A 22,750-nucleotide genomic window follows, 5' to 3' on the forward strand; every position below is an offset into this window, starting at 1 on the left:
ATGGCTTACAGCGTTGACATGAAATCATTGGTAGAATCCTGCAACGCACCGCTCAAGGAACCGGCGCGGCCGTCGATCCATTAACAAGGCGAGACGGTCCGGCAAGGAGTCCTGCATGCCCAAGCGCGTCCTGGCGATCGGAATCGAACCCGGCAATGCCGACTACAGCGCATTTCCGCAGCTGACGCCGGAGCTCGTGCGCGACTACATCGAGGCGCAGCTCCTGCGCCTGCGCGATCTCGGCTTCGAGGTCACGAGCTGCCTGATCGATCTCGATGCGACGGCCGAAGCCGGAGTCACGGCGGCCTTGCGCGACGAGCGCTTCGATTGCATCGTGATCGGCGCCGGCCTGCGCGAGCCGAGGGAGCGCCTGCTGCTGTTCGAGAGGGTGCTGAACCTCGTCCATCGCCTGGCGCCTGACGCCGCGATCTGCTTCAACACCACGCCTGCCGACACCGCGGAGGCGGTGCAGCGGTGGGTCGAGCCGTGAAAGCCGGCAATTGTCAGCGGTATTGGTGCCGAGCGGTCATCGGATGCACGTCGGCATTGGATCAGTTGACTGCGCGCGCATGGACGATCTCGCGCGCCCCGACCGGGCGCACGTCAGACGCGTCGAGAGTCACAACGGCAACCGTGTCCCCCGACAGGGTCGTGAATTCGACTTCGAAGGCTTCGCCTTCTTGATGCACCAGGACGACGGTGCCCACGTCACCGGCGGTTAGCCGTTCCGAAGGCACATCCCGCTTCAATACGACAAGGTCCAATTCATTAATCATCAGTACTAATCCTCCTCGGTACCAAGGTCACGTGGCATGTCTGTTTCTCAAACGTGTCCCAAGGATGCTATTCGTGGCCGGTGTATTCCGTGACGGACGTTGGATCTCGCGCCTAGATCAGCCGCATCCCGCGCAGGCTGGCATGCCCGCTCCTGCCGACGATGATGTGATCGTGCACGGCGATCCCCAGCGGCTTGGCGATGTCGATGATCGCTTTCGTCATCTGGATGTCGGCCTGTGACGGCGAGGGATCGCCGGAGGGGTGGTTGTGCACCAGGATCAGCGCGGTCGCCGACAGCTCGAGCGCGCGCTTGATCACCTCGCGCGGATAGACCGGGGTGTGGTCGACGGTGCCGGTCTGCTGCACCTCGTCGGCGATCAGCTGGTTGCGCTTGTCGAGGAAGAGCAGGCGAAACTGCTCCTTGTCGGCAAACGCCATGCTGGTCCGGCAATAGTCGATCACCTCGTTCCAGGACGACAGCGCGTTGCGGCCGTTGACCCCGCCCTTGGCGACGCGATGCGCCGCCGCAGCGATCAGCTTGAGCTGGTTGATCGCGGACTCGCCGACGCCGTCGACCTCGCGTAAGCGCGCCACCGGCGCATGCACGACCTCGGCGAACGAGCCGAACGTCTTGATCAGCGTCTTCGCCAGCGGCTTGGTGTCGCGCCGCGGCAGCGCCGGAAACAGCGCCATCTCCAGCAGCTCGTAGTCGCTGAGTGCATCCGCGCCTGCGCTATAGAAGCGCTCGCGCAGCCGCTCGCGATGGCCGAGATAGTGCGGCGCGTCCTCAGGCTTGCTCTTGTCGTGGTCGGATCTGGCTGGCATGGGCCGCCAGCATTGCCTTGTCGAGAAAAATTTTCAATCGAGAATTGTAGTCCTCTCGTGACTGCCGCATGGGCTTGGGCGTGGCGCAGAACGCGCGCGGTCCAGGGATGGATGGTTACGGGGACACCGATCGCCGAGCGGTTGATGCGTCCGAGGTCGCTATCTGCGTCGTGGAAGCTCATCAGGTGTTGAATCAGCGACACCGCCTCAATTGATGTGTTGCTCGCGCCTACGTTCTCAGGGGCTCAGGATTGCCCTGGGTGGGACCGTTGCGCGTGCGATGACTGGCGGCACCACATTGGTGCATTGAGACTGCCTCGGGGATTGAGGTCGGCACCTTGGCTGGCGCAAGCGAGCTCCAGATCAAGCGCATTCTGGTCGACGGAATTTCTCAAACGACAATTGCAAGTCCCCTCATCGCTTCCGCATGGGGCCGGTTACCGCCATGACGCCGATGACGATAAACGTCATGCCGGCCAGCATCGACCACGTGAAGCTCTCGCCAAGGAGCGTGGTCCCAAGCGCCACGGCGAAGCCGGCGCGCAGGTAGCTACCGCTCGTCGTTCCGAGCGGACCAAGCGTATGGATCAGGCGGAAATAGATCACCATGGCGAGTGCGGTGCAGACGCTCGCCAGGCCGAGCACTGCCATGATCGCCTGCATCGTCGGCGCCAGTGTCCAGGGCCGATCGAGCACGGCGGCGATGGGCAGCATCAGGGCCGCGGCGCAGCTCATCGCGCCGGCGGCCGTGACGATCGCGGGAAGATACGCGAACCGCTGCCCCCAGATCGGTGCCAGCGCGTAGCAGAAGCTCGCCGCCAGGACGGCGGCCTGCGCCAGCGGCGCGGTGGTGCCGAACCCCGAGCGCGCATCAACTCGCATGGTGAGGGCGACGCCGGCCAGGCCCAGCGCAACGCCGATGATCTTGCGGCCGCTGATCGCCTCTCGCCCGCGTCCGGTCGACAGCGCGATCGCTAGCACGAACATCGGCGGGGTCGCATTGAGCACGCCGGCGAGACCGCTCGTGATATGCGTTTCGCCCCAGCTGATCAGGGTGAAAGGCAGCGCGCTTTGCAGCAGCCCTTGCACGACGAAAGCCGCCCACACCGGCCCTTCGCGCGGCAGGGCATGCCCCTGCGCGAGGGCGACCAGGATCAGGAGAACGGCCGCGATCGTCACCCGCGCCGCGACCATCGTGAAGGGCGGGATCGTCGGAAGCGCGACCTTGATGAGCGTGAATGAGCTGCCCCAGATCAGGGAGAGAAGCAGCAGGAGTCCGATCTCGAACGCGAGACGGGTTTGTCTTGGTGTCGTCTGTTGTGCCTGTGTGCTCATGCGATCTGCTCCGGAATCCATCGAGACCATGAACAGGAGCGGCGCTGCAGGCTGGCTGGATTCGGACCTCATCGCCCGGTCGAGTCCGATTTCAGCTACCCGGAAGGGCGGCTTGAAACTATGATTTGGCCATGACGACAGGCTCGGCGCATCGGCAGACGCTGCCGCCGCATCTCGACTGGGAAACCTGCGATCGGGCGCGCCTTGCGCGTGCGCGCGCTTTCGACGGCCTGTTCTTCTCCGGCGTTCGCTCGACGGGCATCTATTGCCGGCCGGTCTGTCCGGTGCGTCCGGCCCGCTCTGAGAACGTCACCTTCTATGCGACCGCGGCGGCCGCCGAGCGAGCCGGCTTTCGCCCGTGCCTGCGCTGCCGGCCGGAAACCGCGCCGGGCTCGCCGGCCTGGATGGGGACGGCGACCACCGTCGCGCGCGGGATGCGCCTGATCAATGACGGCTTTCTCGATCGCGCGACCATGACCGAGCTTGCGGAAACCCTGGGCGTGGGGCCGCGTCACCTGCTCCGCCTGTTCATGCGTCATGCCGGCGCAAGCCCGAGTGAGATCGCCGCCACGCGCCGCGTACAGGAAGCCAAGCGGCTTATCGACCAGACCGAGATGACATTGGTAGAGATTGCGTTTGCGGCCGGCTTCGGCAGCGTTCGCAGGTTCAACGACGCTTTTGCCGCGACTTACAAGAGGACGCCTTCGTCATTCCGCCGCCGGCGCCAGGACAACGCGATCAGGCGCCGATCTGCTTCTCGCCGTGCCGTTCCGACAGTGTGAAGATCTCCACGCCCGTCGCGGTGACGCCGACGGAGTGCTCGAACTGCGCCGACAGTGAGCGGTCGCGGGTGACCGCGGTCCAGCCGTCGGAGAGGATTTTGACGTGCGGCTTGCCGAGATTGATCATCGGCTCGATGGTGAAGAACATGCCGGGCTTGAGCTGCACGCCCTCGCCGGGCCGGCCGATGTGGATGATGTTGGGCTCGTCGTGGAACATGCGCCCGAGGCCATGGCCGCAGAAATCGCGCACCACGCTCATGCCCTGCGGCTCGACGAAGCTCTGAATGGCGTGGCCGATGTCGCCGGTGGTGGCGCCGGGCTTCACCGCGGCGATGCCGCGCATCATCGCCTCATAAGTGACTTCGATCAGCCGCTCGGCCTTGCGGGCGATCGGGCCCACCGCATACATCCGGCTGGAATCGCCATACCAGCCGTCGACGATGAAGGTGACGTCGATGTTGACGATGTCGCCCTCCTTCAGCGGACGGTCGCCCGGCATGCCGTGGCAGACCACGTGGTTGAGCGAGGTGCAGGTCGAATATCGATAGCCGCGATACATCAGCGTCGCCGGATAGGCGCCGTGGCTGAAGGCGAAATCGCGGACGAATTCGTCGATCTTCGAGGTCGGCACGCCGGGGGCGACGATGTCGGTGAGCTCGTCGAGGCATTTCGCCACCAGCGCCCCCGCCTTGCGCATGCCGGCAAAGGCATTCGGCCCATGCAGCTTGATCTGTCCGGTCTTGCGCAGGGAGGTATCGGTGGCTTCGACGTAGCTCATGCGTGTCAAATCTTCTCGGGGCTGATCTCGATATCGGCGGAAAGGCTTGATTTCACGCTCTAATTTAATGATTGGCAGCCTTCATGCAAGCCGAGGCAGAGCGTTTTCGAGCGAAGTGGCTACCGGTTCGCGTGAAGAAAACGCGTCAAAAACAAGAGGCTTGCCAGCCTTGGATGGGAAAGTGCCCTAATTCGGGACTTCTACGGTGGTTTCCACCGGCAGGGCGCCGCCGCGGATGCGGATTTCGCGGACGGGGTAGGGAACCCGGATGCCCTCGCGCTTGAACGCGTCCCACAGCGCCAGCATCACGTCGCTCTTAACCCTGTCCATGCCGTCGGGATCGGCGATCCAGAAGGTCAGCGAGAACTTCATGCCGGCCTCTGCGAACTCGGTCAAAATGCAGGTCGGCGGCTTGCCCTTCTGGGCGCGCGGATGGGCAGCAGCGGTCTCGGCAGCGAGCGTGCAGACCAGGCGGGGATCGGCGTCGTAATTGGTGCCGAAGGCGATCTTCACCAGCGTGTTCTTGTCGGTATAGGTCCAGTTGACGACCTTCTGCGTCACCAGGTCCTCGTTCGGCACCAGGAATTCGCGCCCGTCGCCGGCGGCGACGGAAATATAGCGCGTCTTCATCGCGCTGATCCGCCCGGTATTGTCGCCGATGGTGACGAGATCGCCGGGCTTCACCGATTTGTCGGCGAGCAGGATGATGCCCGAGATGAAATTGGCCACGATCTTCTGCAGGCCGATACCGATGCCGACGCCGACCGCGCCGGAGAACACCGCGAGCGCCGACAGGTCGATGCCGACGGCGCCGAGCGCAATGACGATTGCGACGGCAAGCAGCCCGATGCGGATGATCTTCACCAGCAGCACCTGCACCGACGGCGTCAGGTCGGTGGTGGCGTTGATCCGGCTCTCGGCGAAATTGCTCGCGATGTTGGTCAGCCAGAGCGCGATCAGCAGCAGCGCGCCGGCCTTGAGCGCCAAGAGCGGGGTCAACCTGAGACCGCCGAGCACGATCGCGAACGAATCCAGCAGGTCGACCGTCGCATCGAGCTGGCCGACGATGGAGAGCGCGGCGACGAACCACGCCGTGATCGACACCAGCTTGACGATGAAGGCGTTGCGGAGCACCGAGGTCACGAGCCGGATCACGAGCCAGGCGAAGCCGAGCTTGGCTGCGACCATCAGGAGATAGCTGCGGCTCGGCCAGGTCGCGTGGTACATCACCACGCGCGAGATGATCACGAGCAGCGTGAACACCGCCGTCGAGGCGCTGGAGACCATCACCCGGACGAAGTGCCGGAGCGGCAGCGGCCAGCGCATCGCCAGTGACGTCATGTCGACGCGGCTGCGAATGGCGGCCTCCGCGGCATAGGCGATGCCGGCCGCGGCCAGGATGAGACCGAATTGCAGGTAGAACCAGGGCGAGGAGATTTCCGCCCCGACGCTGCGCGCGGTCGTCTGCACGAACTCCATGAAGTCTTTGAGGTCCATGTCCATCGGTCTCGTCGGCAAAGCGGGGAGGAATTGATTCGAGGGAGCCGCAGAATCCCACAAAGGGCACGGCCCGGCCATCGATACACCGCCAAGTGAAGCGCGTTAAGGCCGCAAAATGCCGACAGATTGCCGCGAGGAGCGGAAATGGGTTGGCGCGCGAGTCTGCCGACGATAAGGATGAAATTCCAGCGATTTGTACCCGGAAGGTGGATGGCCTCCCTCGACTCCGTCAGTCTCGCCATATTGCTCGGCGCCGTCCTCGTCATGGCCGGTATCCTGTCGAGCCTGCTTGCGCTGCGCTTCGGCGCGCCGCTGCTGCTCGTCTTCCTTGCCATCGGCATGGTCGCCGGCGAGTCCGGCCCCGGGCATCTGCAGTTCGACGACGTCCGCACCACCTATCTGGTCGGCTCCGTCGCGCTCGCCTTGATCCTGTTCGACGGCGGCTTGCGCACGCGCTTTGCCAGCATCCGCACGGTGCTCGCGCCCTCCGTGGTGCTCGCGACCGTCGGCGTGCTGCTGACCGCCGTCGTCACGGCGCCGTTCGCGAAATACGCGCTCGACCTCAACTGGGCGGAGTCGCTGCTGGTCGGTGCCGTGGTGGCCTCGACCGACGCGGCCGCCGTGTTCCTGCTGGTGCATACCCAGGGCCTGCGCCTGCGCCCGCGCGTCGGCGCAACGCTGGAGGCGGAATCCGGCACCAACGATCCGTTCGCGATCTTCCTCACGCTGATGCTGGTGGAATACATCTCGGTCGGCTCGAGCTCGCCCGGGCATGTGCTGATGGAGTTCCTCCTGGAGGCGGCGCTGGGCGCCATCGTCGGCGTCATCGGCGGCCGCCTCGTCGTGATCGCCCTCAACCAGGTGGCGCTGCCGCAGGGCCTGCACGCTCCGTTCGTGACCACGGGCGCGCTCGTGATCTTCGGCGGCTCGCAGATCATGCACGCCTCCGGCTTCCTCGCGGTCTATCTCGCCGGCATCATCATCGGCAACCGGCCGACCCGCGCGCATAATTCGGTGGTGACGTTCCTCGATGCCGCGACCTGGCTGGCGCAGATCGTGATGTTCGTGCTGCTCGGCCTTCTGGTCTCGCCGAGCCGGCTCGGCGCCAGCATATTGCCGGCGGTCGCCGTCGCGCTCGTCCTGATGCTGATCGCGCGGCCCCTCGCGGTGTTTGCGTGCCTTATGCCATTCCGCTTCAACTGGCGCGAAAAGATCTTCATCGCCTGGACCGGCTTGCGCGGCGCGGTCGCGATCTTCCTGGCCTCGATCCCGATGCTGGTCGGGCTGTCCAAGGCCTATCTCTATTTCGACGTCGCCTTCGTCGTCGTCATCATCTCGCTCTTGCTGCAAGGCTGGACCCTGGCGCCCGCGGCGCGCAAGCTGCATGTGGCACTGCCGCGCGCCGAGCGCGGCCCGCGCCGCGTCGAACTGGATCTGCCCGGCCAGCTCGAACAGCAACTGGTCGGCTATCCGGTGCGGCCCAAGAGCCTGTATTTCCGCCGCGGCCTGATCCCGTCCTGGTCCAAGCCGACACTCGTCATCCGCAACGAGAACATCCTGACGCCGACCGAAGCCGACCCGATCGCGCCCGGGGACTACATCTACCTGCTGGCCCCGCCGGAAAAGGCCGAGTCGCTCGACCGCTTTTTCGTCGACATGCAGCCGAGCTCGGCGCCCGATCCGCATCTGCTCGGCGACTTCATGGTCTCCGGCGAGCACACCCTCGCCGAGCTCGCGGAGATCTACGGCGTGAAGGTGAGCGAGGACGAGGGCAAGCTCACGCTCGCCGATTATTTCGACGTCCATCTCGACCGCGCGCCGAAGGAGGGTGCCGAGCTCGCGCTGGACGAGATCGTGCTTGTCGCGCGCTCGATCTCCGGGGGCCGCGTCAACGTCGTCGGCCTCCGTCTGCCCGAAGAAGACGAGACGCCCGCGCAGCTGACGCGCGCGCAGGCGCTGCGCAAGAGACTTGCGGAGCTGTGGACCTCGGTCGCGGGGGTCTGACGCTGCCGTAGGGAGGCAAAGGCGCCCTTGCGCCGTGCCCATCAAATGGGCACGGCGCGAGCTCAAAGGTGGCGTCGCAATTTGCGGGAACGGAACACCAGGCAGCCGCAGCCAAATCGCCGCAACCGCCGAAAGTTTCCGCTGTTCCGCCAAGTTGATAGCCGGAACGCTGCGCCGTTCCGCCCGTTCTCAGCCCGAGCAACGTCTTTGACAGGAGGAGTTCCATGCGAAGTTTCATCCTGCCTGCCATCGTCGCGATCGGCCTCGGATCGGCCGCGCCGGCGATGGCCTATGACACCGGCGACCAGATTTCCATGCAAGTCGCGCTCGACGTTGCCAGTGATCTTGGCGTCGCCACGGTCTCGCACACGAACTTCCTCGGCGATGAATGGCAGATCGAAGGCCGCGATCGCGCCGGGCGCTGGATGGAAGTCGATGTCGATGCGAGGACGGGCGAGGTGCGCAACGTCGATCGCGGCTGGTAGCTATTCGTAGCCCGGATGGCGCTTCGCGCAATCCGGGCTGCAAGTGCCTCACATCAGCACCTTCACCCCACCGAGACTCGTCACGCGGCCCTGCTTCAGCGTCACGATCTGCGTCGCGAGCTGGCGCAGTTCGGCTGCGTCGTGGCTGACATAGACCATGGGTACGTTGGCTTCATCCCGCAGCCGCACCAGATAGGGCAGGATCTCGAGCTTGCGCCCCTCGTCGAGCGCGCCGAGCGGCTCGTCGAGCAGCAGCAGCCTCGGCTTCGACAACAGCGCGCGTCCGAGCGCGACGCGCTGGCGCTCGCCGCCGGAGAGTCGTCCGGGGCGGCGGCCGAGCAGGGCACCGATGTCGAGCAGGTCGATGATGCGCCTGTGCTGGACAGGATCGGACGGCAGGCGGTTCATCCGCCGTCCGTAATCGAGGTTCTGCGCGACGTCGAGATGCGGGAACAGCCGCGCGTCCTGGAACACATAGCCGATGCGACGGCGCCAGGCCGGGACATGGATGCCTGCCGCGGTATCGTCGACGGTCTCGCCGTCGATCACGATGGTCCCGCGGTCGGGCCGCAACAGCCCGGCGATCATGTTCACCAGCGACGTCTTGCCGGCGCCCGAGGCGCCGAACAGGCCGATGACGCGGCCTTCGCTGCTGAAGGATGCATGCAGCGAGAATTCGCCAAGCTGCTTTTCGATGTCGACCCGCAGCATGGTCAGTTTCCGTGCAGCCGCGCGGTGGCGCGGCGGGCGAACCATTCGGCGGCAATCAATGCGCCCAGCGCCAGCGCGATCGAGACGATCACCAGCCGTCCCGCAGCGGCATCACCGTCCGGCGTCTGGATCAGCGAATAGATCGCGGAGGAAATCGTCTGGGTCTCGCCGGGAATGTTGGAGACGAAGGTGATCGTCGCGCCGAACTCGCCGATCGCCTTGGCAAAGCCCAGCACCATGCCGGCGAGCACGCCGGGCAGCGCCAGCGGCAGCGTCACCGTGAAGAACACCTTCCACGGCGCCGCGCCAAGCGTCTCGGCGGCCTGCTCGAGCCGGCGGTCGATCGCCTCGATCGACAGCCGCATCGGGCGCACCAGCAGCGGAAACGACATCACGCCGCAGGCGAGCGCCGCGCCAGTCCAGCGGAATGCGAAGACGATGCCGAGATGGTCGGCGAGAAAGCCGCCGACGAGGCCGCGGCGGCCGAAGGTGAGAAGCAGGAGATAGCCGGTGACGACAGGCGGCAGCACCAGCGGCAGATGCACGACGGCGTCGAGCATCGACTTGCCCCAGAAGTCACGTCGCGCGAGCAGCCATGCCAGCGCAATACCGAATGGCGTCGCGACCAGCGTTGCGACGATGGCGACCCTGAGCGAAAGCAGGATCGCCGTCCATTCGGCGGGGGAAATCTCAGACATCAAGCCGCAAATATCACGTCGTCGGGGTGACCAGGAACTTGAAGCCGTACTTTTCCAGAATGGTCTTGGCCGCCGTCGAGCGCAGGAAGGCGAGATAGTCATTGGTCTGCGGCTTGGCGGTGGTGGTCGCAGCGACCGGATAGATGATCGCGGGATGTGAATCCGCCGGGAAGGTGCCGACGATCTTCACGCCGGGCTCGATCTTGGCGTCGGTGGAATAGACGATGCCGAGTACGGCCTCGCCGCGGGCGACCAGCGTCAGCGCCGCGCGCACGCTCTCGGCCATCGCGAATTTCGGCTCCGCGGCCTGCCAGGCGCCGAGCTTTTCCAGCGCCGCCTTGGCATATTTGCCGACCGGCACAGCTTTGACGTCGCCGGTCGCGATCTTGCCGTCGCCGGCGAGCTTGGCGAGATCGAAGCCTTGCGCGATCGTCACGTCGTCGATCCTGGAATCCTTCGGCGCGATCAGCACGATGCTGTTGCCGAGCAGGTTGACTCTGGAAGGCTCGTTGATGGTCTTCCTGGAGATCGCGTAGTCCATCCAGTCGGTGTCGGCCGAGACGAACACGTCGGCCGGCGCGCCCTGCTCGATCTGCTTGGCGAGCACCGAGCTTGCGGCATAGCTGACGATGAACTTGACGCCGGTTCTGGCGGTGTAGGCGGCGTCGATCTCGTCCAGCGCGTTCTTCATCGAGGCGGCGGCGAACACGGTGATGGTCTTGTCCTCGGCCGCGGCCGGCGAGAGGGCCGCGCCGGCGAGGATGACGAAGGCAGTGAAAAGTCCTGATAGACGAAACATGGGATGCGCTCCGTGCGAGCTCGCGCGCGCAAGGCAGCACGCGCAAATCTGGCGTCGAATGGGTCAGATGCGACGGGCGGAAGCGCTGTTCCACGGTCCCTTGCGACGGCTTACGGCCGGCGGGGATATCGCAGTAGCGAAGATAGCAGGCCGCGCCGCTAGGTCAAACCTGGTTCGTCATCCCAGGACAAGTGCGCCTAAATCACCGCTGTCGTCCCGGACAAGCGTAGCGCTGGACAATGCGTAGCGTTGTCCAGAGCGGAGCGCCGATCCGAGATCCATAGTCACAGGCAGGTGTGGTTACGGGGACTCGGTGTGGCTTGCCGCGCCACATCGCCCGCTGTGATTACGGGGCTCGGATCGGCGCGCGCTTGTCCGGGACGACGGCATTGCGCTAGCGTCGTTTACGGCTGCGCATCCGCCGCGTGCAGCACCGCCTTGCAGGCGGCCGGCATTTGCGCCAGCGTCATCGGCGGCTTCGGCTTTGGCGGCTCCGGCGGCGGCTTGGGATGCAGCACCGCATCGGAGAACCAATAGGCGAGATCGGCGGGCTTGCAGCCTTCGTCCTCGGCCTGTGACGGCTGGCCCTCGCATTCGCCGGCGCCCGCCGGGCAGCGCATGCGGATGTGGAAGTGGTAGTCGTGGCCCCACCAGGGGCGGATCTTCGACAGCCACGCGCGATCGCCCTTGGCCTCGCGGCACAACGCCTTCTTGATTGCGGCGTTGACGAAGATGCGCTGCACGGCGGGCTCCTGCGCCGCATCGCGCAGCACCAGCACGTGACCTGGCGTGAACACCCTGGGGTCGACATCGAGCCGGTCCGGGCGCACCATCATCACCGCCGACATGTCCTCGCGCTCCTCGCGCGAGAGCCGGCGGTCCGGCATCGGCGTCAGCCAGATGTCGGCGTCGAGACCGATCTGGTGGCTGGAATGGCCTGACAGCGCCGGCCCGCCGCGCGGCTGGGCGATGTCGCCGACCAGGATGCCGGGCCAGCCCGCGTCCTTGTGGGCTTTCGCGGCGAGCCGCTTGATCAGCGCGATCATGTCGGGGTGACCGTAGCTGCGGTTGCGCGACAGCCGCATCACCTGCCAATACTCGCCGTTGATCGGAATCTGCTCCGCGCCGCCGATGCAGCCCTTGGTGTAGGAGCCGATGACATGGGCCGGCCCTTTCGAGGGCAGCAGCTTTCGCGCGAACAGCTCCTTGGCGGCGAGATCGGGATCGTTCGGGTTGGCGAGCGGCGGCAGCGGCTTCGGGTTGATGCTGCCCTTGTCCTGGGCCGGCGCGTCGCCGGCGCTCAGGCAGGCGAGCGAGAGCAGGAGGAGGGTGATGCAGCGGCGACTCATGCTGGCGTCCTTATAGCCCAATGCTGCATCAGGGTTAAGAATGAGGCCGTGAGCCGGCTATCGGCTCATCGCAGCTCGCCCAAATCGCGTCTCGAGCTCGCGGTTTCTTAACGGTGCAATAACCCTATCCTGCATTGACCAAAATTCGTGCGCGGCGTGAGGAAAATCTGCAGCTCGCATGCAATCACGCGCGATTTCGGAACTGATTCAAGCGCCCGCGCAATTTTGTGCCAGATTGATCATCGATTGCTGTGCAGGACTCAGTCTGACGGTGCCTGCCGCCGCGGCCGCGCCGCGCAAACAGGCAGCAAGCTCCGCCGCGGGCTGACGGCGGCCGGTCAAGATTACTTTTTTTTCAGACACTTGCCCCAACACTTGCGGCCGCTGGGCGCGACTGGGATGAGTGACGTTGAGTTTGGGGTCTCGAACAACGAAGAAGCGAAAGCAAAGCGTGCTTGCCCGCGCCGGCGAAAAGGCGCGCAAGCCGCGCTTCGCGCGCGCGCCGCGTGCCCTTTCCGAACGCGACCAAGTCCTGCGCAGCCGTGCCGAGGCGGAAGCCGCGATCGCCGAAGCGCGCAAATCCCATGAGCGCCTGCGTCAGGCCATCGACATTCTGCCGCAGGGCATTGTGTTTCTCGATGCCGAAGGCCGCTACGTCCTCTGGAACAAGAAATACGCCGAGATCTACAGCAAGACCGCCGATCTGTTCAAGGAGGGCGCGCGCCTCGAAGACACGCTGCGCATCGGCGTTGCCCGCGGCGACTATCCCGACGCCATCGGCAACGAGGACGCGTGGATCGCCGACCGGCTGCAAAAGCTCTATCAGCCCGGCGCGCGCCACGAGCAGAAGCTGTCGGACGGCCGCGTCATCCTGATCGACGAGCGCTTGACCGATGACGGCGGCGTCGTCGGCCTGCGCGTCGACATCACCGAATTGAAGCAGCGCGAGGCCTCGTTCCGCCTGCTGTTCGACGGCAATCCCGTGCCCATGATCATCTGCGCGCTGGACGACGAGCGCATCATCGGTGTCAACGAGGCCGCAATCGCGCATTACGGCTATAGCCGGGCCGAGTTCGAGCGACTGAAGATCCGCTCCTTGCAGGCGTTCGACAGCGAGCCGCCCTGGACCACCGATCCGACCGGCGAGGAGCAGGCCGGCCGTACCTGGAAGCACGTCAAGGCCGACGGCGCGCTGATCGATCTTGCGATCTATTCCCGCGAATTGATCTATGCCGAGCGGCCGGCAGTGCTGCTCGCGCTGATGGACATCACCGAGCGCAAGCGCGCCGAGGCGCGGCTCGCCTTCATGGCCCAGCATGACGGGCTGACCGGCCTGCCCAATCGCAGCCTGCTGCGGCAGCAGATGGACGAGATGCTGCTGCACACGCGGCGCAGCGCCGAGAAGGTCGCGCTGCTGATCCTCGGGCTCGACAATTTCAAGGCGGTCAACGACACGCTGGGGCATGGGGTCGGCGACAAGCTCCTGCGCGGCGTCGCCAAGCGGCTGCGCTCGACCTTGCGCGAGGAGGACGCGCTGGCGCGCCTTAACTCCGACGAGTTCGCGGTTCTGCAGAGCGGATTGGCGCGGCCGGAAGACGCGGTGGGTCTCGCAAAACGCCTGCTGGAGGCCATTGCCGATCCCTATCTGCTCGACGGCCATTCCGTGGTGATCGGCGCCTCGATCGGCATCGCGATGGCGCCGGGCGATGGCGATGATCCCGAGAAGCTGCTCAAGAGCGCCGACATGGCGCTGTCGCGCGCGAAAGCGGATGCGCGTGGCACCTTCGCCTTCTTCGAGGCCGCGCTCGATGCGAAGGCGCAGAGCCGCCGCAAGATCGAGGTCGAGCTGCGCGATGCGATCCAGAACGACGTGCTGCGTCCCTATTACCAGCCGCTGATCGACCTCCAGAGCGGCCGCATCACCGGCTTCGAGGCGCTGGTGCGCTGGCCGCATGCCGAGCGCGGCATGGTCTCGCCGGCCGAGTTCATCCCGGTCGCCGAGGACACCGGCCTGATCAATCCGCTCGGCGGGCTGATGCTGCGCCGGGCCTGCCTCGATGCCGCGGCCTGGCCCGACGACGTCCGCGTCGCCGTCAACCTGTCGCCGCTGCAGTTCCGCAGCGGCAATCTGCTCTCGATGGTGACGGACGCGCTGAAACATTCCGGCCTGCCGCCGCGCCGGCTCGAGCTCGAGATCACCGAGACGCTGCTCCTGGAGAAGAGCGCGCAGGTGCTGGCGACGCTGCACGCGCTGCGCGCACTGGGGGTGCGCATCTCTATGGACGATTTCGGCACCGGCTATTCCAGCCTCAGCTACCTACGCAGCTTTCCCTTCGACAAGATCAAGATCGACCAGTCGTTCGTGCGCGATTTGGCGGCCAACCGCGAAGCCCAGGCGATCATCCGCTCCATCGTCAGCCTCGGCAAGGGCCTTGGCGTCACCATCACCGCCGAAGGCGTCGAGACCGAAGCCGAGCTGAGCTGTCTCCGCGCCGAAGGCTGCCATGAGGGGCAGGGCTTTCTGTTCAGCAAGGCCCGGCCGAATGCCGAGATCATCAGCCTGCTCGCCGCACAGCGCGGCATCGATGGCGACGAGGACGCTGCGCTGGTGGCGTGAGTCGGCGCTGGCCGCTTGTTGCCTCCCGCCAAAATCACCTTCCCCACGTCTCGTAATGCGTGTCGCGCGGTTGGATCTGCTGCGCGATTGCGCCAGTGTCTTGCTGTCCTTCGCGGCTCATGCACTGCTCAGCATGCTGGAACAGCCTGGCATCGCAGACGCTGCTCACTTTCGCAGGGCTGGGCCTGATGAGCGCCCTGCTGATATCGCTCGCCGCAATCGATCGCGGTGTGGCTCCTGAGCTCCGGCCGTTGTAGTTTGGACATGAATGCGCAGACGGGTGAGCCCATGTCGGTGCAGGTAAGCCGCTCGCCATCGGAAGCCGACAGTTCGGTCTATCTCCGCTTTGGGGGCCGGTCGGATATCGACCCGGGTGCACCACCCGTAAATTTCCCAAGTGCCGACCCCCGGCCGCAGTCGTTAAATTGTGCAGGTCGTGGGGCCGCACCATGAAGACACCGAAGCCAAAGCAATGGGCCGAGCAGGAGATTCGGCGGCTGGTCGCGCTGGCCCGGCGGGGCGTTGGAGTATCGAAGATAGCCGCGGAACTGGGTCGCCACGCCGGATCAGTCAGGCGAATGGCACGAACGAAGGGACTACTGTTGAAGAAGTAGCCGCCGGGTAGGGCGCTGCCTGATCGAGGAGGCGCGCGGACGTGGCTCTACAGCCCGAAGCCTCGGCCGATGTCGCGCATAAGACTGAGCGCAGCCTCGGTATTGCGACCATAGAAGAGCGCTCGATCGAGCTGAGAAAAGATGCCCATTCCGAATAGCGCTATAGCGATGCCTCTAAGCATGGTTGTGGACCGGGTTTGAACGATGCTGCGAAAGTTCAAAACGGCCCCAGCCGCAGGATGGGGGTAACAGCCGGGGCCGGCATTCCCATTCCAATGTGCCGCACGGCGGCGGGCGGCACTCTTCAGCTTAGACACACGGAAGCTAACAAATCATTTTATTCCGCACTCACCCCGTGAGAGCCGCGGCCGGTTTCGTGATGTCGGGCTCTCGATCGGGCGGCGAGCCAACCGAGCAACGTTCGAAATCCTCGAACGGCGCATCCCTGGCCAAATGCTCCCAATATTCAGCTTCGGCGAGCAGTTTCCAACTTCGATCAGGATGACGCGCGGCTGTCTGGCGGCACAACACTGCCATCGCGCGCAGGCGACCCGCAGTATCCATCTACTCCTCCCGTTATTCTCGTCGATTATTCTTGTTGATTGCACAGTATTTTCATTTTTTGCGTCGGAGTCATTACGATTATGACATAAAACTAATTTTCACCTTTCGAAGCGCGTTTTGATTTTCGTTACGCTTTAAATCGCGCTTCGAGCACAACGGGCGCAATCCAGCCGGTGGGATTGGCGGAGCGAAGCGAAACCCATCAAACTTCATTCTTACGAATTGGAACGGGCAAGAACGCGAACCTGCGTCCCGCCCGCTAGGGCGAAGCGGTTTCGCGAAGGGCTCAATCCATCTTGCGGGCGCGCTCGTCCTCCTGGCCGGGACATGGCGACCGGATGGTGGATTGGTCCGTCATCGTCGTGCCTGAATTGAACCTGTTCGGCTTCCGCCTGCACCAACGGCGCGTAGGTCCGTGATATCAGCGACGAAGGAAGGCGCGATGAAGGCCGTGAAAGCATCGATCCGTGTTGCAGTCACAGCGCTTGCTTCTGGCGGCGCTCTATGCGCGTCAGGGGCGTAACGCCGAGGCCGAGCGGCTGTTCAAGCGCTCGGTGGCCACATGCGAGAAAACCCTCGGCCCCAACCATCCGGATCTCGCCGGCGTCCTGGACAACCTCGCCGGTCTCTACAAGGATCAGGGCCGCTATGCCGATGCCCAGCAGGTCCTGAAACGGTCGATGGCCATCCGAGAGAAGACAAGACCGATCTGACGTCCCATGCGCGACTTGATCCCCGCCGCCGCCGAAAATCGCCCGGTTCGCTCCCTTCTCACCGGCCTGATCGCATTTGCCTTCGCGGCGATTGCCTCGCCTTGTGTCGCCAGCGAGTGGCGTTACGGGTGTCGGGGCGTGCTGCCCAGCGGCGATGAGCCGGTCATCATCTTCAATCGCTCCTCGCTCATCATGTTGCCGAAGGCCTGGGTCCGCGGATCGCTGCTCGGTTCGGTCAACGGTCAGCTCTTGAGCTCGAGCTTTCGCGCAGCCGATAACAATTCGGGGCTTGTCCCGAAGATGGTGTTCGCGCGCGACGATCATCCCGACGAGAAGCTGACCCTGATCGAAAAATCGTCACAGACGATCTCGGATGTTCACCGTCCGGCTGGAAGGCAACCGCGTTCCGAGCAAATCACCACCTACCGCAAGGTCCATCGGTGGGTGAGCGACGGCATCTATCAGGGGCCCTACGATATCAAGATGGATTGCGTAAACTACGAGCTTTCGGCGCCCCGTCGATAGCTTTGCCGGGGACGCGCGGCGCGTCCCGATAGGCTCAAAGCTCAGTGTCCCACGCGGAAATGACGTCCTGGAGGCCGATCCGCCAAGGGCCGATCGTTCCCGCTGGACGAGCCACCGACCGTTCCCGCTGGACGAGCCAAAAGACATGCTGGCCACACTTTTCCAACTTTTTTGCGCGCTGACGGCCGAACCATGTCGGCTTGGGCCGGTCTCGATCGTCCTTGGGTGGACGTCCGGATGAGCCGTGAGATGGACCCGACTCATGCGACGTGATTTCGTCGATTCGAGCTGTCAAAGTCGGAACTGGAGCAAATGCCCATGAGGATCACCGTCGAAACCAGCGTAGCCGCCCCCATCGATCGGGTCTGGCGTGCCTATACGACGCCTGCCGACATCGTGAAGTGGAATGCTGCGTCCGACGACTGGCACACGACCAAGGCGACGGTCGACCTGCGGGAAGGCGGCACTTTCTCGTCTCGGATGGAGGCCAAAGACGGCAGCATGGGCTTCGACTTCGCCGGCACCTACACGACGATCGTCGAACACAAACTGATCGAATATGCGTTCGGCGATCGCAAGGCCGAAGTCGAGTTCGTGCCCGGCCCGAACGGGGTCGTCGTCCGCGTCGTCTTCGATGCCGAAACGATGCACTCGGTCGAGCAGCAGAAAGGTGGCTGGCAGGCGATCCTCGACAATTTTGCACGGTACGTCGAGGCGAAGCAGAAGCCGTCGTAGGCGTGCGGAGGGCGTAGCAGCTCGTAGCAACCATTAAGTCGCGGCGGTGGGTCGAGCGACTTGTCCGCCGTAGCTCGAAGAGCGAAGGCGGAAGCAAAACGCATCAAGCCTCACCCTCGCATGTCGGATCGAGCTGCACTCGCCTTGGCGATGGGTTTCGCAAGAGCTCAATACATCCTACGCACTGGATTGAGGCCCGTAAGCCGCCACCTGTTGTCGTGCCTGGATGTCGAGATCAGATGCTGCGTGCCTGTCTCACACGGGCTGCGACGATGCCACCATACCCCTGTTTTGCCCGACGGGTCAAATCGATTTCGTAAAATCAAAAAATGCAATGCCACCAAGGAGTCGGCTACTGTGCATGGGGTTGTTTTCGCGGTTTTTGTTTGCGGGCCCCCGATGACGGACCGACCTCGTCGGTGTCCAAAGCGGCCGGCCGTTGCCTCAGCTATCCACCTTCAGCGCGGCGATGAAGGCTTCCTGCGGGATGTCGACCTTGCCGAACTGCCGCATCTTCTTCTTGCCTTCCTTCTGCTTCTCCAGAAGTTTTCGTTTGCGCGTGATGTCGCCGCCGTAGCACTTTGCGGTGACGTCCTTGCGCAGCGCGCGGACCGTCTCGCGGGCGATCACCTTGCCGCCGATCGCCGCCTGGATCGGGATCTGGAACATGTGCGGCGGGATCAGCTCCTTCATCTTCTCGACCATGGCGCGGCCGCGCCCTTCCGCGCGGGTGCGGTGGACCAGCATCGAGAGCGCATCGACCGGCTCGGCATTGACCAGGATCTGCATCTTGACGAGATCGGCCGGCTTGTAGTCGGTCAGGTGATAGTCGAACGAGGCGTAGCCTTTGGAGACCGATTTCAGGCGGTCGTAGAAATCGAACACGACCTCGTTGAGCGGCAGGTCGTATTTCACCATGGCGCGGGAGCCGACGTAAGTGAGCTCCTTCTGCGAGCCGCGGCGGTCCTGGCACAGCTTCAGCACGCTGCCGAGATATTCGTCGGGCGTGAGGATCGTCGCCTCGATCCAGGGCTCGTCGATCTCGGCGATCTTGACCACGTCGGGCATGTCGACGGGATTGTGGATCTCGATCTCCTGGCCGTCGGTGAGCTTCATCTTGTAGATGACGCTCGGCGCGGTCGCGATCAGGTTGAGATCGAATTCGCGCGATAGCCGCTCCTGGATGATTTCGAGGTGAAGCAAGCCGAGGAAGCCGCAGCGGAAGCCGAAGCCGAGCGCGGCTGACGTCTCCATCTCGAAGGAGAAGCTGGCGTCGTTGAGGCGCAGCTTGCCCATCGCCGCGCGCAGTGTCTCGAAGTCATCCGCATCGACCGGGAATAGGCCGCAGAACACCACGGGGATCGCCGGCTTGAAGCCGGGCAGCATCTCGGCGACCGGCTTCCTGTCGTCGGTGATGGTGTCGCCGACGCGGGTGTCGGCGACTTCCTTGATCGCGGCGGTGATGAAGCCGATCTCGCCGGGACCGAGTTCGTCGACCTGCTGCATCTTCGGCGTGAAGAAGCCGACGCGCTCGACATCGTAGGCCGCGCCGGTGCCCATCATGCGCACGCGCTGGCCCTTCCTCATCGTGCCGTCGACGATGCGCACCAGCACGACGACGCCGAGATAGACATCGTACCAGCTGTCGACCAGGAGCGCCTTGAGCGTCGCGTCGCGGTCGCCCTTCGGCGGCGGCAGACGGGTGACGATGGCTTCAAGCACGTCGGGAACGCCGAGGCCGGTCTTGGCCGAGATCATCACCGCGTCGGAGGCATCGATGCCGATGACGTCCTCGATCTGCTGCTTGACCTTCTCGGGCTCGGCCGCGGGGAGGTCGACCTTGTTCAGGACCGGGACGATCTCGTGATTGTTGTCCAGCGCCTGGTAGACGTTGGCGAGCGTCTGCGCCTCGACGCCCTGGCTGGCGTCGACGACGAGCAGGGAACCCTCGCAGGCCGCCAGCGACCGCGAGACCTCGTAGGCGAAGTCGACATGGCCGGGCGTATCCATCAGGTTGAAGATGTAATCCTTGCCGTCCTTGGCGCGGTACTGCAGGCGCACCGTCTGCGCCTTGATGGTGATGCCGCGCTCGCGCTCGATGTCCATGGAATCGAGCACCTGCTCCTTGCCCGCCATCTCGCGGTCGGAGAGACCGCCGGTCATCTGGATCAGGCGGTCGGCCAGCGTCGATTTGCCATGGTCGATATGGGCGACGATGGAGAAGTTGCGGATGTTGGAAATGGGGACGGTCGTCATGGGCGCGGGATACCACTCACATCCCCGTGCGGCAACCATATTGCTGTATTTTCAGGGCCTTTCTTCACGCCAAGCTGATTCCACGGACGCCCAAAACGCGCTAGCAAGCGGCCCATGTCCACGACCTCTCTTCCCACTGCCGGAGCGCGGGCGAAGACCCGCCTGGGTTACAACCGCTTCCGCGCCTGGCTGGTTGCCTGCGCGATCCGTCCCGAGGCCCGTCTGTGGCTGGTGATCCAGCTCGCCATCCTGCATGCGGTGCTCTGGACCTTCATCCTGATCAATCTCAAGGCGGCGCAGGACGTTCACATGGACGTCGCAGAAGCCTGGGGCTGGGGCCAGAAATTCCTGTGGGGCTACGGCAAGCACCCGCCGCTGTCGGGCTGGGTCGCCGGCCTTTGGTTCAAGGCGTTCCCGGCGGCGGATTGGGCGACCTATGCGCTGGCGATGGCGACGGTGAGCGGCGGCATGGTGATCTGCTGGCTCGTGAGCTTGCGCGTGGTGGACGCGCGGCGCGCGTTCCTGGTCGTCATGATGATCGCACTCTACCCGATCTTCAATTTCAAGGGTTTCAAGTACAATCCGGACCTGCTCCAGCTCGTCACGTTGCCGCTCCTGGTGCTCGCTTATCTCAATGCGTTCGAGAAACGGAGCTGGCAATCCGGAGTCTTCCTTGGCCTTGCCGGCGCGCTGGCGCTGATGACCAAATATTGGGTGCTGACCATGATCGGCGCCATCGGCCTTGCCGCGCTGATCCATCCCGACCGGCTGCGCTTCCTGTCGTCGCCGGCGCCATGGGTCGCGATCGCGACGATGGTCGTGGCGATGATCCCGCACATCGTCTGGCTGGCGGATGCGCATTTCGTGCCGCTGATCTATGCCGGGGACACCTACAGCCTTCAGGACAAGAGCCAGGTGCATCAGCTCGTCGCCGGCTATGCTCTGCATAACGTCGCGCTGCTGGCATTGCCGGTGGCGCTCGCGGCGCTGGCCATGGCGCTGGTGCCGCCCTGGGTCAAATTGCTGCTGCGCGCGCCCACGCGCATCGTCACGCGCGCCTGGGCGCGCGGCGCCAATGCAGGCGTCGATCTCTCGCAGGCGCTGAACGTCTGGATTGTCCAGGTCATCGTCGCGGTCGGCCCGCCGCTCGGCGCGCTCGCCTTCAGCATCTACTTGAAGACCGATTGGGGCATCTCGCTGTTCTTCCTGGTGCCGCTGGCGCTGGTCGCGATTCCCGCGCTGCGGGTGCAGAGCGCGGTGCTGTTCAACATCGCCGCGATCTGGCTCGTGCTCAGCGTCGCGACGCTTGCCGCCTCGCCCTGGATCGCCGCGCGCGAGATGGCGGCCAATGCCGGCAACACCGCGACCTATGGCGCGCGCTCCGAGCTGGCGCGCAAACTGACGCAGGAGTGGCACATGCGCTTTGCCTCGCGCTGGGCCGTCGTCGCCGGCACCATGGAGTCGATCCAGCCGATGGTGTTCTACAGCCCGGATCATCCGTCCGCGTTCACGCCGAACGAGCCGTGGAGTTCGGGTCTGACGTCACTCGACGACGTCAGGACGTATGGATTCATCGGCGTGTTCGATCCGACCGACGAACGCCTGCCCAAGTTCGAGAAATGGGTATCCGAGACCGCGCCGAACGCCGAGCGCATGGTGATGTCGACGCGCCGCTTCACCCACGGCAAGGCCGGCCCGTCGATGAGCTGGAACATTTACATCGCGCCACCGGGGAAGTGAGGCTGTCGTCGTTCCGGGGCACGCCAAGCGTGAACCCGGAAGCTCGCGATTCCCCGGTGCGCAATTGCGCACCTGAGGTCTGGTGCTGTCGCACCATCCCGGAATGACGTTGGGGTCCTAAACCCCTTCCTCGTTGAACTTGCTCTCGACGAGCTCGGTGATCGCCGCGAGCGCGGCTTCGGCGTCAGTACCCGCCGCCGACACCGTGATCGTCGTGCCAGGACCAGCGGCCAGCATCATCAGGCCCATGATCGAGGTGCCGCCGACGGTCTCGCCGCCGCGCGTCACCCACACCTGCGCGTTGAAGCGCTCGACCGCCTGGACGAACTTCGCCGAGGCGCGCGCATGCAGGCCGCGCTTGTTGATGATCAGAAGCTCCTTGGAGATCGCGCCCGCGGGCGCGCCCGTCCCCGCTTGTGGCGCCTCGTCGCTCATTTGCCGGCGAGCACGCGGCTGGCGATGGTGACGTATTTGCGGCCCGCTTCCTGGGCCATCGCGATCGCGTCCGGCAGCGGACGTTCCTCGCGCACCTTGGCGAGCTTCACCAGCATGGGCAGGTTGATGCCCGCGAGCACTTCGACCTTGGGCCGGCTCATGCAGGATATTGCGAGGTTCGACGGTGTGCCGCCGAACATGTCGGTGAGGATCGCAACGCCGTCGCCGGAATCGACGCGGTTAACCGCCTCGATGATGTCGCTTCGGCAGAGATCGGAATCATCCTCGGCGCCGATCGTGATCGCTTCGATTTGCTTTTGTGGGCCCATGACATGTTCAAGCGCTGCCTTGAATTCGTCGGCAAGGCGCCCGTGGGTCACAAGTACTAGACCAATCATCGGAAAACTCCTCGCGGGCGCTTTTGGTGCACCGCACGAACGCGCCACTTTGACCATCCAGAGCCCCCGCGCAAGAGGGGATGTTGCGTATCTCCCTGAATATAGACGGA

21 protein-coding genes are annotated in these 22,750 nt (G+C 64.6%); 9 read left to right on the plus strand and 12 right to left on the minus strand.

Annotated elements, in window-relative coordinates; translation table 11 throughout:
- Positions 1-115 precede the first annotated feature (115 nt).
- On the plus strand, positions 116-490 hold the full coding sequence (locus P6U27_RS03420) for a hypothetical protein (protein ID WP_122400647.1): 375 nt from the start codon (positions 116-118) through the stop codon (positions 488-490).
- A gap of 61 nt (positions 491-551) precedes the next feature.
- On the opposite strand, the gene P6U27_RS03425 is transcribed toward P6U27_RS03420, so the two are convergent.
- From P6U27_RS03425 to P6U27_RS03435, 3 genes are all read right to left on the minus strand, one after another.
- Positions 552-776, minus strand: a complete 225-nt coding sequence (locus P6U27_RS03425) for a DUF4926 domain-containing protein (RefSeq protein WP_122400648.1) — start codon at positions 774-776, stop codon at positions 552-554.
- A gap of 112 nt (positions 777-888) precedes the next feature.
- Positions 889-1,602 (minus strand): DNA repair protein RadC, encoded by a 714-nt coding sequence (gene radC / locus P6U27_RS03430; protein ID WP_122400649.1) that lies wholly within the window; start codon positions 1,600-1,602, stop codon positions 889-891.
- 414 nt (positions 1,603-2,016) lie between these two features.
- On the minus strand, positions 2,017-2,937 hold the full coding sequence (locus P6U27_RS03435; protein ID WP_129143432.1) for a DMT family transporter: 921 nt from the start codon (positions 2,935-2,937) through the stop codon (positions 2,017-2,019).
- A 131-nt stretch (positions 2,938-3,068) separates the two neighbouring features.
- Between P6U27_RS03435 and P6U27_RS03440 the strand changes: the two genes are divergently transcribed.
- Positions 3,069-3,719, plus strand: a complete 651-nt coding sequence (locus P6U27_RS03440) for a bifunctional transcriptional activator/DNA repair enzyme AdaA (protein WP_129143433.1) — start codon at positions 3,069-3,071, stop codon at positions 3,717-3,719.
- Here P6U27_RS03440 and map read toward each other — a convergent pair.
- Both map and P6U27_RS03450 read right to left on the minus strand, forming a co-directional pair.
- A complete protein-coding gene (gene map / locus P6U27_RS03445; RefSeq protein ID WP_122400653.1) occupies positions 3,676-4,497 on the minus strand; it encodes a type I methionyl aminopeptidase in 822 nt (273 codons plus the stop codon). The two genes, P6U27_RS03440 and map, sit on opposite strands and share 44 nt — an antisense overlap.
- A gap of 186 nt (positions 4,498-4,683) precedes the next feature.
- Positions 4,684-6,000, minus strand: a complete 1,317-nt coding sequence (locus tag P6U27_RS03450) for a mechanosensitive ion channel family protein (RefSeq protein ID WP_122400654.1) — start codon at positions 5,998-6,000, stop codon at positions 4,684-4,686.
- Between the two features lie 207 nt (positions 6,001-6,207).
- Here P6U27_RS03450 and P6U27_RS03455 point away from each other — a divergent pair, with 207 nt between their 5' ends.
- Together P6U27_RS03455 and P6U27_RS03460 are read left to right on the plus strand one after the other, a co-directional pair.
- Positions 6,208-8,001: a potassium/proton antiporter gene (locus P6U27_RS03455; protein WP_129143434.1), complete on the plus strand. Its 1,794-nt coding sequence runs from the start codon at positions 6,208-6,210 to the stop codon at positions 7,999-8,001.
- A gap of 224 nt (positions 8,002-8,225) precedes the next feature.
- Positions 8,226-8,486 (plus strand): PepSY domain-containing protein, encoded by a 261-nt coding sequence (locus tag P6U27_RS03460; protein WP_122400656.1) that lies wholly within the window; start codon positions 8,226-8,228, stop codon positions 8,484-8,486.
- A 48-nt stretch (positions 8,487-8,534) separates the two neighbouring features.
- On the opposite strand, the gene modC is transcribed toward P6U27_RS03460, so the two are convergent.
- The 4 genes from modC to mepA form a co-directional block, all read right to left on the minus strand.
- Entirely contained in the window at positions 8,535-9,197 is a 663-nt protein-coding gene (gene modC / locus P6U27_RS03465; RefSeq protein WP_129143435.1) for a molybdenum ABC transporter ATP-binding protein, read from the minus strand.
- A 2-nt stretch (positions 9,198-9,199) separates the two neighbouring features.
- Positions 9,200-9,895, minus strand: coding sequence for a molybdate ABC transporter permease subunit (modB, locus tag P6U27_RS03470; RefSeq protein ID WP_122400658.1), 696 nt, complete (start codon positions 9,893-9,895; stop codon positions 9,200-9,202).
- Between the two features lie 13 nt (positions 9,896-9,908).
- Positions 9,909-10,694, minus strand: a complete 786-nt coding sequence (modA, locus tag P6U27_RS03475; RefSeq protein WP_122400659.1) for a molybdate ABC transporter substrate-binding protein — start codon at positions 10,692-10,694, stop codon at positions 9,909-9,911.
- 404 nt (positions 10,695-11,098) lie between these two features.
- Positions 11,099-12,043 (minus strand): penicillin-insensitive murein endopeptidase, encoded by a 945-nt coding sequence (mepA, locus tag P6U27_RS03480; protein WP_129143436.1) that lies wholly within the window; start codon positions 12,041-12,043, stop codon positions 11,099-11,101.
- 451 nt (positions 12,044-12,494) lie between these two features.
- Here mepA and P6U27_RS03485 point away from each other — a divergent pair, with 451 nt between their 5' ends.
- The 4 genes from P6U27_RS03485 (at position 12,495) to P6U27_RS03500 (ending at position 17,811) form a co-directional block, all read left to right on the plus strand.
- Positions 12,495-14,660 carry an EAL domain-containing protein gene (locus P6U27_RS03485; protein ID WP_129143437.1) on the plus strand — a complete coding sequence of 722 codons (2,166 nt, stop codon included), beginning with the start codon at positions 12,495-12,497 and terminating at the stop codon, positions 14,658-14,660.
- A 1,645-nt stretch (positions 14,661-16,305) separates the two neighbouring features.
- Complete coding sequence (locus tag P6U27_RS03490; protein WP_244607853.1) at positions 16,306-16,551, plus strand: tetratricopeptide repeat protein; 246 nt, start codon at positions 16,306-16,308, stop codon at positions 16,549-16,551.
- 6 nt (positions 16,552-16,557) lie between these two features.
- A complete protein-coding gene (locus P6U27_RS03495) occupies positions 16,558-17,076 on the plus strand; it encodes a hypothetical protein (RefSeq protein ID WP_407193682.1) in 519 nt (172 codons plus the stop codon).
- Positions 17,077-17,394: 318 nt separating this feature from the next.
- Entirely contained in the window at positions 17,395-17,811 is a 417-nt protein-coding gene (locus tag P6U27_RS03500; RefSeq protein ID WP_122400664.1) for an SRPBCC family protein, read from the plus strand.
- Between the two features lie 444 nt (positions 17,812-18,255).
- Here the strand turns inward: P6U27_RS03500 and lepA are convergent, their stop codons facing one another.
- On the minus strand, positions 18,256-20,067 hold the full coding sequence (lepA, locus tag P6U27_RS03505) for a translation elongation factor 4 (RefSeq protein WP_122400665.1): 1,812 nt from the start codon (positions 20,065-20,067) through the stop codon (positions 18,256-18,258).
- Positions 20,068-20,181: 114 nt separating this feature from the next.
- On the opposite strand from lepA, the gene P6U27_RS03510 reads away from it, so the two are divergent.
- Positions 20,182-21,807 carry a glycosyltransferase family 39 protein gene (locus tag P6U27_RS03510; protein ID WP_129143438.1) on the plus strand — a complete coding sequence of 542 codons (1,626 nt, stop codon included), beginning with the start codon at positions 20,182-20,184 and terminating at the stop codon, positions 21,805-21,807.
- A gap of 117 nt (positions 21,808-21,924) precedes the next feature.
- On the opposite strand, the gene P6U27_RS03515 is transcribed toward P6U27_RS03510, so the two are convergent.
- On the minus strand, positions 21,925-22,242 hold the full coding sequence (locus tag P6U27_RS03515) for an HPr family phosphocarrier protein (RefSeq protein ID WP_122400667.1): 318 nt from the start codon (positions 22,240-22,242) through the stop codon (positions 21,925-21,927).
- Positions 22,239-22,640, minus strand: a complete 402-nt coding sequence (locus P6U27_RS03520) for a PTS sugar transporter subunit IIA (protein ID WP_007597752.1) — start codon at positions 22,638-22,640, stop codon at positions 22,239-22,241. Before P6U27_RS03520 ends, P6U27_RS03515 begins: the two co-directional genes overlap by 4 nt.
- Positions 22,641-22,750 lie beyond the last annotated feature (110 nt).

Origin of the sequence: Bradyrhizobium sp. STM 3566 (assembly GCF_045571445.1) — a bacterium.
In the GTDB taxonomy this organism is placed as follows: Bacteria; Pseudomonadota; Alphaproteobacteria; order Rhizobiales; family Xanthobacteraceae; genus Bradyrhizobium; species Bradyrhizobium vignae.

Bases quoted from the DNA above. Each gene is read 5' to 3' on its own strand.
- map (WP_122400653.1), bottom strand. From the start codon at position 4,497: ATGAGCTACGTCGAAGCCACCGATACCTCCCTGCGCAAGACCGGACAG.
- P6U27_RS03450 (WP_122400654.1), bottom strand. From the start codon at position 6,000: ATGGACATGGACCTCAAAGACTTCATGGAGTTCGTGCAGACGACCGCG.
- P6U27_RS03510 (WP_129143438.1), top strand. From the start codon at position 20,182: ATGTCCACGACCTCTCTTCCCACTGCCGGAGCGCGGGCGAAGACCCGC.
- P6U27_RS03500 (WP_122400664.1), top strand. From the start codon at position 17,395: ATGAGGATCACCGTCGAAACCAGCGTAGCCGCCCCCATCGATCGGGTC.
- P6U27_RS03435 (WP_129143432.1), bottom strand. From the start codon at position 2,937: ATGAGCACACAGGCACAACAGACGACACCAAGACAAACCCGTCTCGCG.
- P6U27_RS03455 (WP_129143434.1), top strand. From the start codon at position 6,208: ATGGCCTCCCTCGACTCCGTCAGTCTCGCCATATTGCTCGGCGCCGTC.
- P6U27_RS03420 (WP_122400647.1), top strand. From the start codon at position 116: ATGCCCAAGCGCGTCCTGGCGATCGGAATCGAACCCGGCAATGCCGAC.
- mepA (WP_129143436.1), bottom strand. From the start codon at position 12,043: ATGAGTCGCCGCTGCATCACCCTCCTCCTGCTCTCGCTCGCCTGCCTG.
- modC (WP_129143435.1), bottom strand. From the start codon at position 9,197: ATGCTGCGGGTCGACATCGAAAAGCAGCTTGGCGAATTCTCGCTGCAT.
- P6U27_RS03460 (WP_122400656.1), top strand. From the start codon at position 8,226: ATGCGAAGTTTCATCCTGCCTGCCATCGTCGCGATCGGCCTCGGATCG.
- P6U27_RS03425 (WP_122400648.1), bottom strand. From the start codon at position 776: ATGATTAATGAATTGGACCTTGTCGTATTGAAGCGGGATGTGCCTTCG.
- P6U27_RS03440 (WP_129143433.1), top strand. From the start codon at position 3,069: ATGACGACAGGCTCGGCGCATCGGCAGACGCTGCCGCCGCATCTCGAC.
- modA (WP_122400659.1), bottom strand. From the start codon at position 10,694: ATGTTTCGTCTATCAGGACTTTTCACTGCCTTCGTCATCCTCGCCGGC.
- lepA (WP_122400665.1), bottom strand. From the start codon at position 20,067: ATGACGACCGTCCCCATTTCCAACATCCGCAACTTCTCCATCGTCGCC.
- modB (WP_122400658.1), bottom strand. From the start codon at position 9,895: ATGTCTGAGATTTCCCCCGCCGAATGGACGGCGATCCTGCTTTCGCTC.
- P6U27_RS03515 (WP_122400667.1), bottom strand. From the start codon at position 22,242: ATGAGCGACGAGGCGCCACAAGCGGGGACGGGCGCGCCCGCGGGCGCG.
- P6U27_RS03495 (WP_407193682.1), top strand. From the start codon at position 16,558: ATGCGCGACTTGATCCCCGCCGCCGCCGAAAATCGCCCGGTTCGCTCC.
- radC (WP_122400649.1), bottom strand. From the start codon at position 1,602: ATGCCAGCCAGATCCGACCACGACAAGAGCAAGCCTGAGGACGCGCCG.
- P6U27_RS03520 (WP_007597752.1), bottom strand. From the start codon at position 22,640: ATGATTGGTCTAGTACTTGTGACCCACGGGCGCCTTGCCGACGAATTC.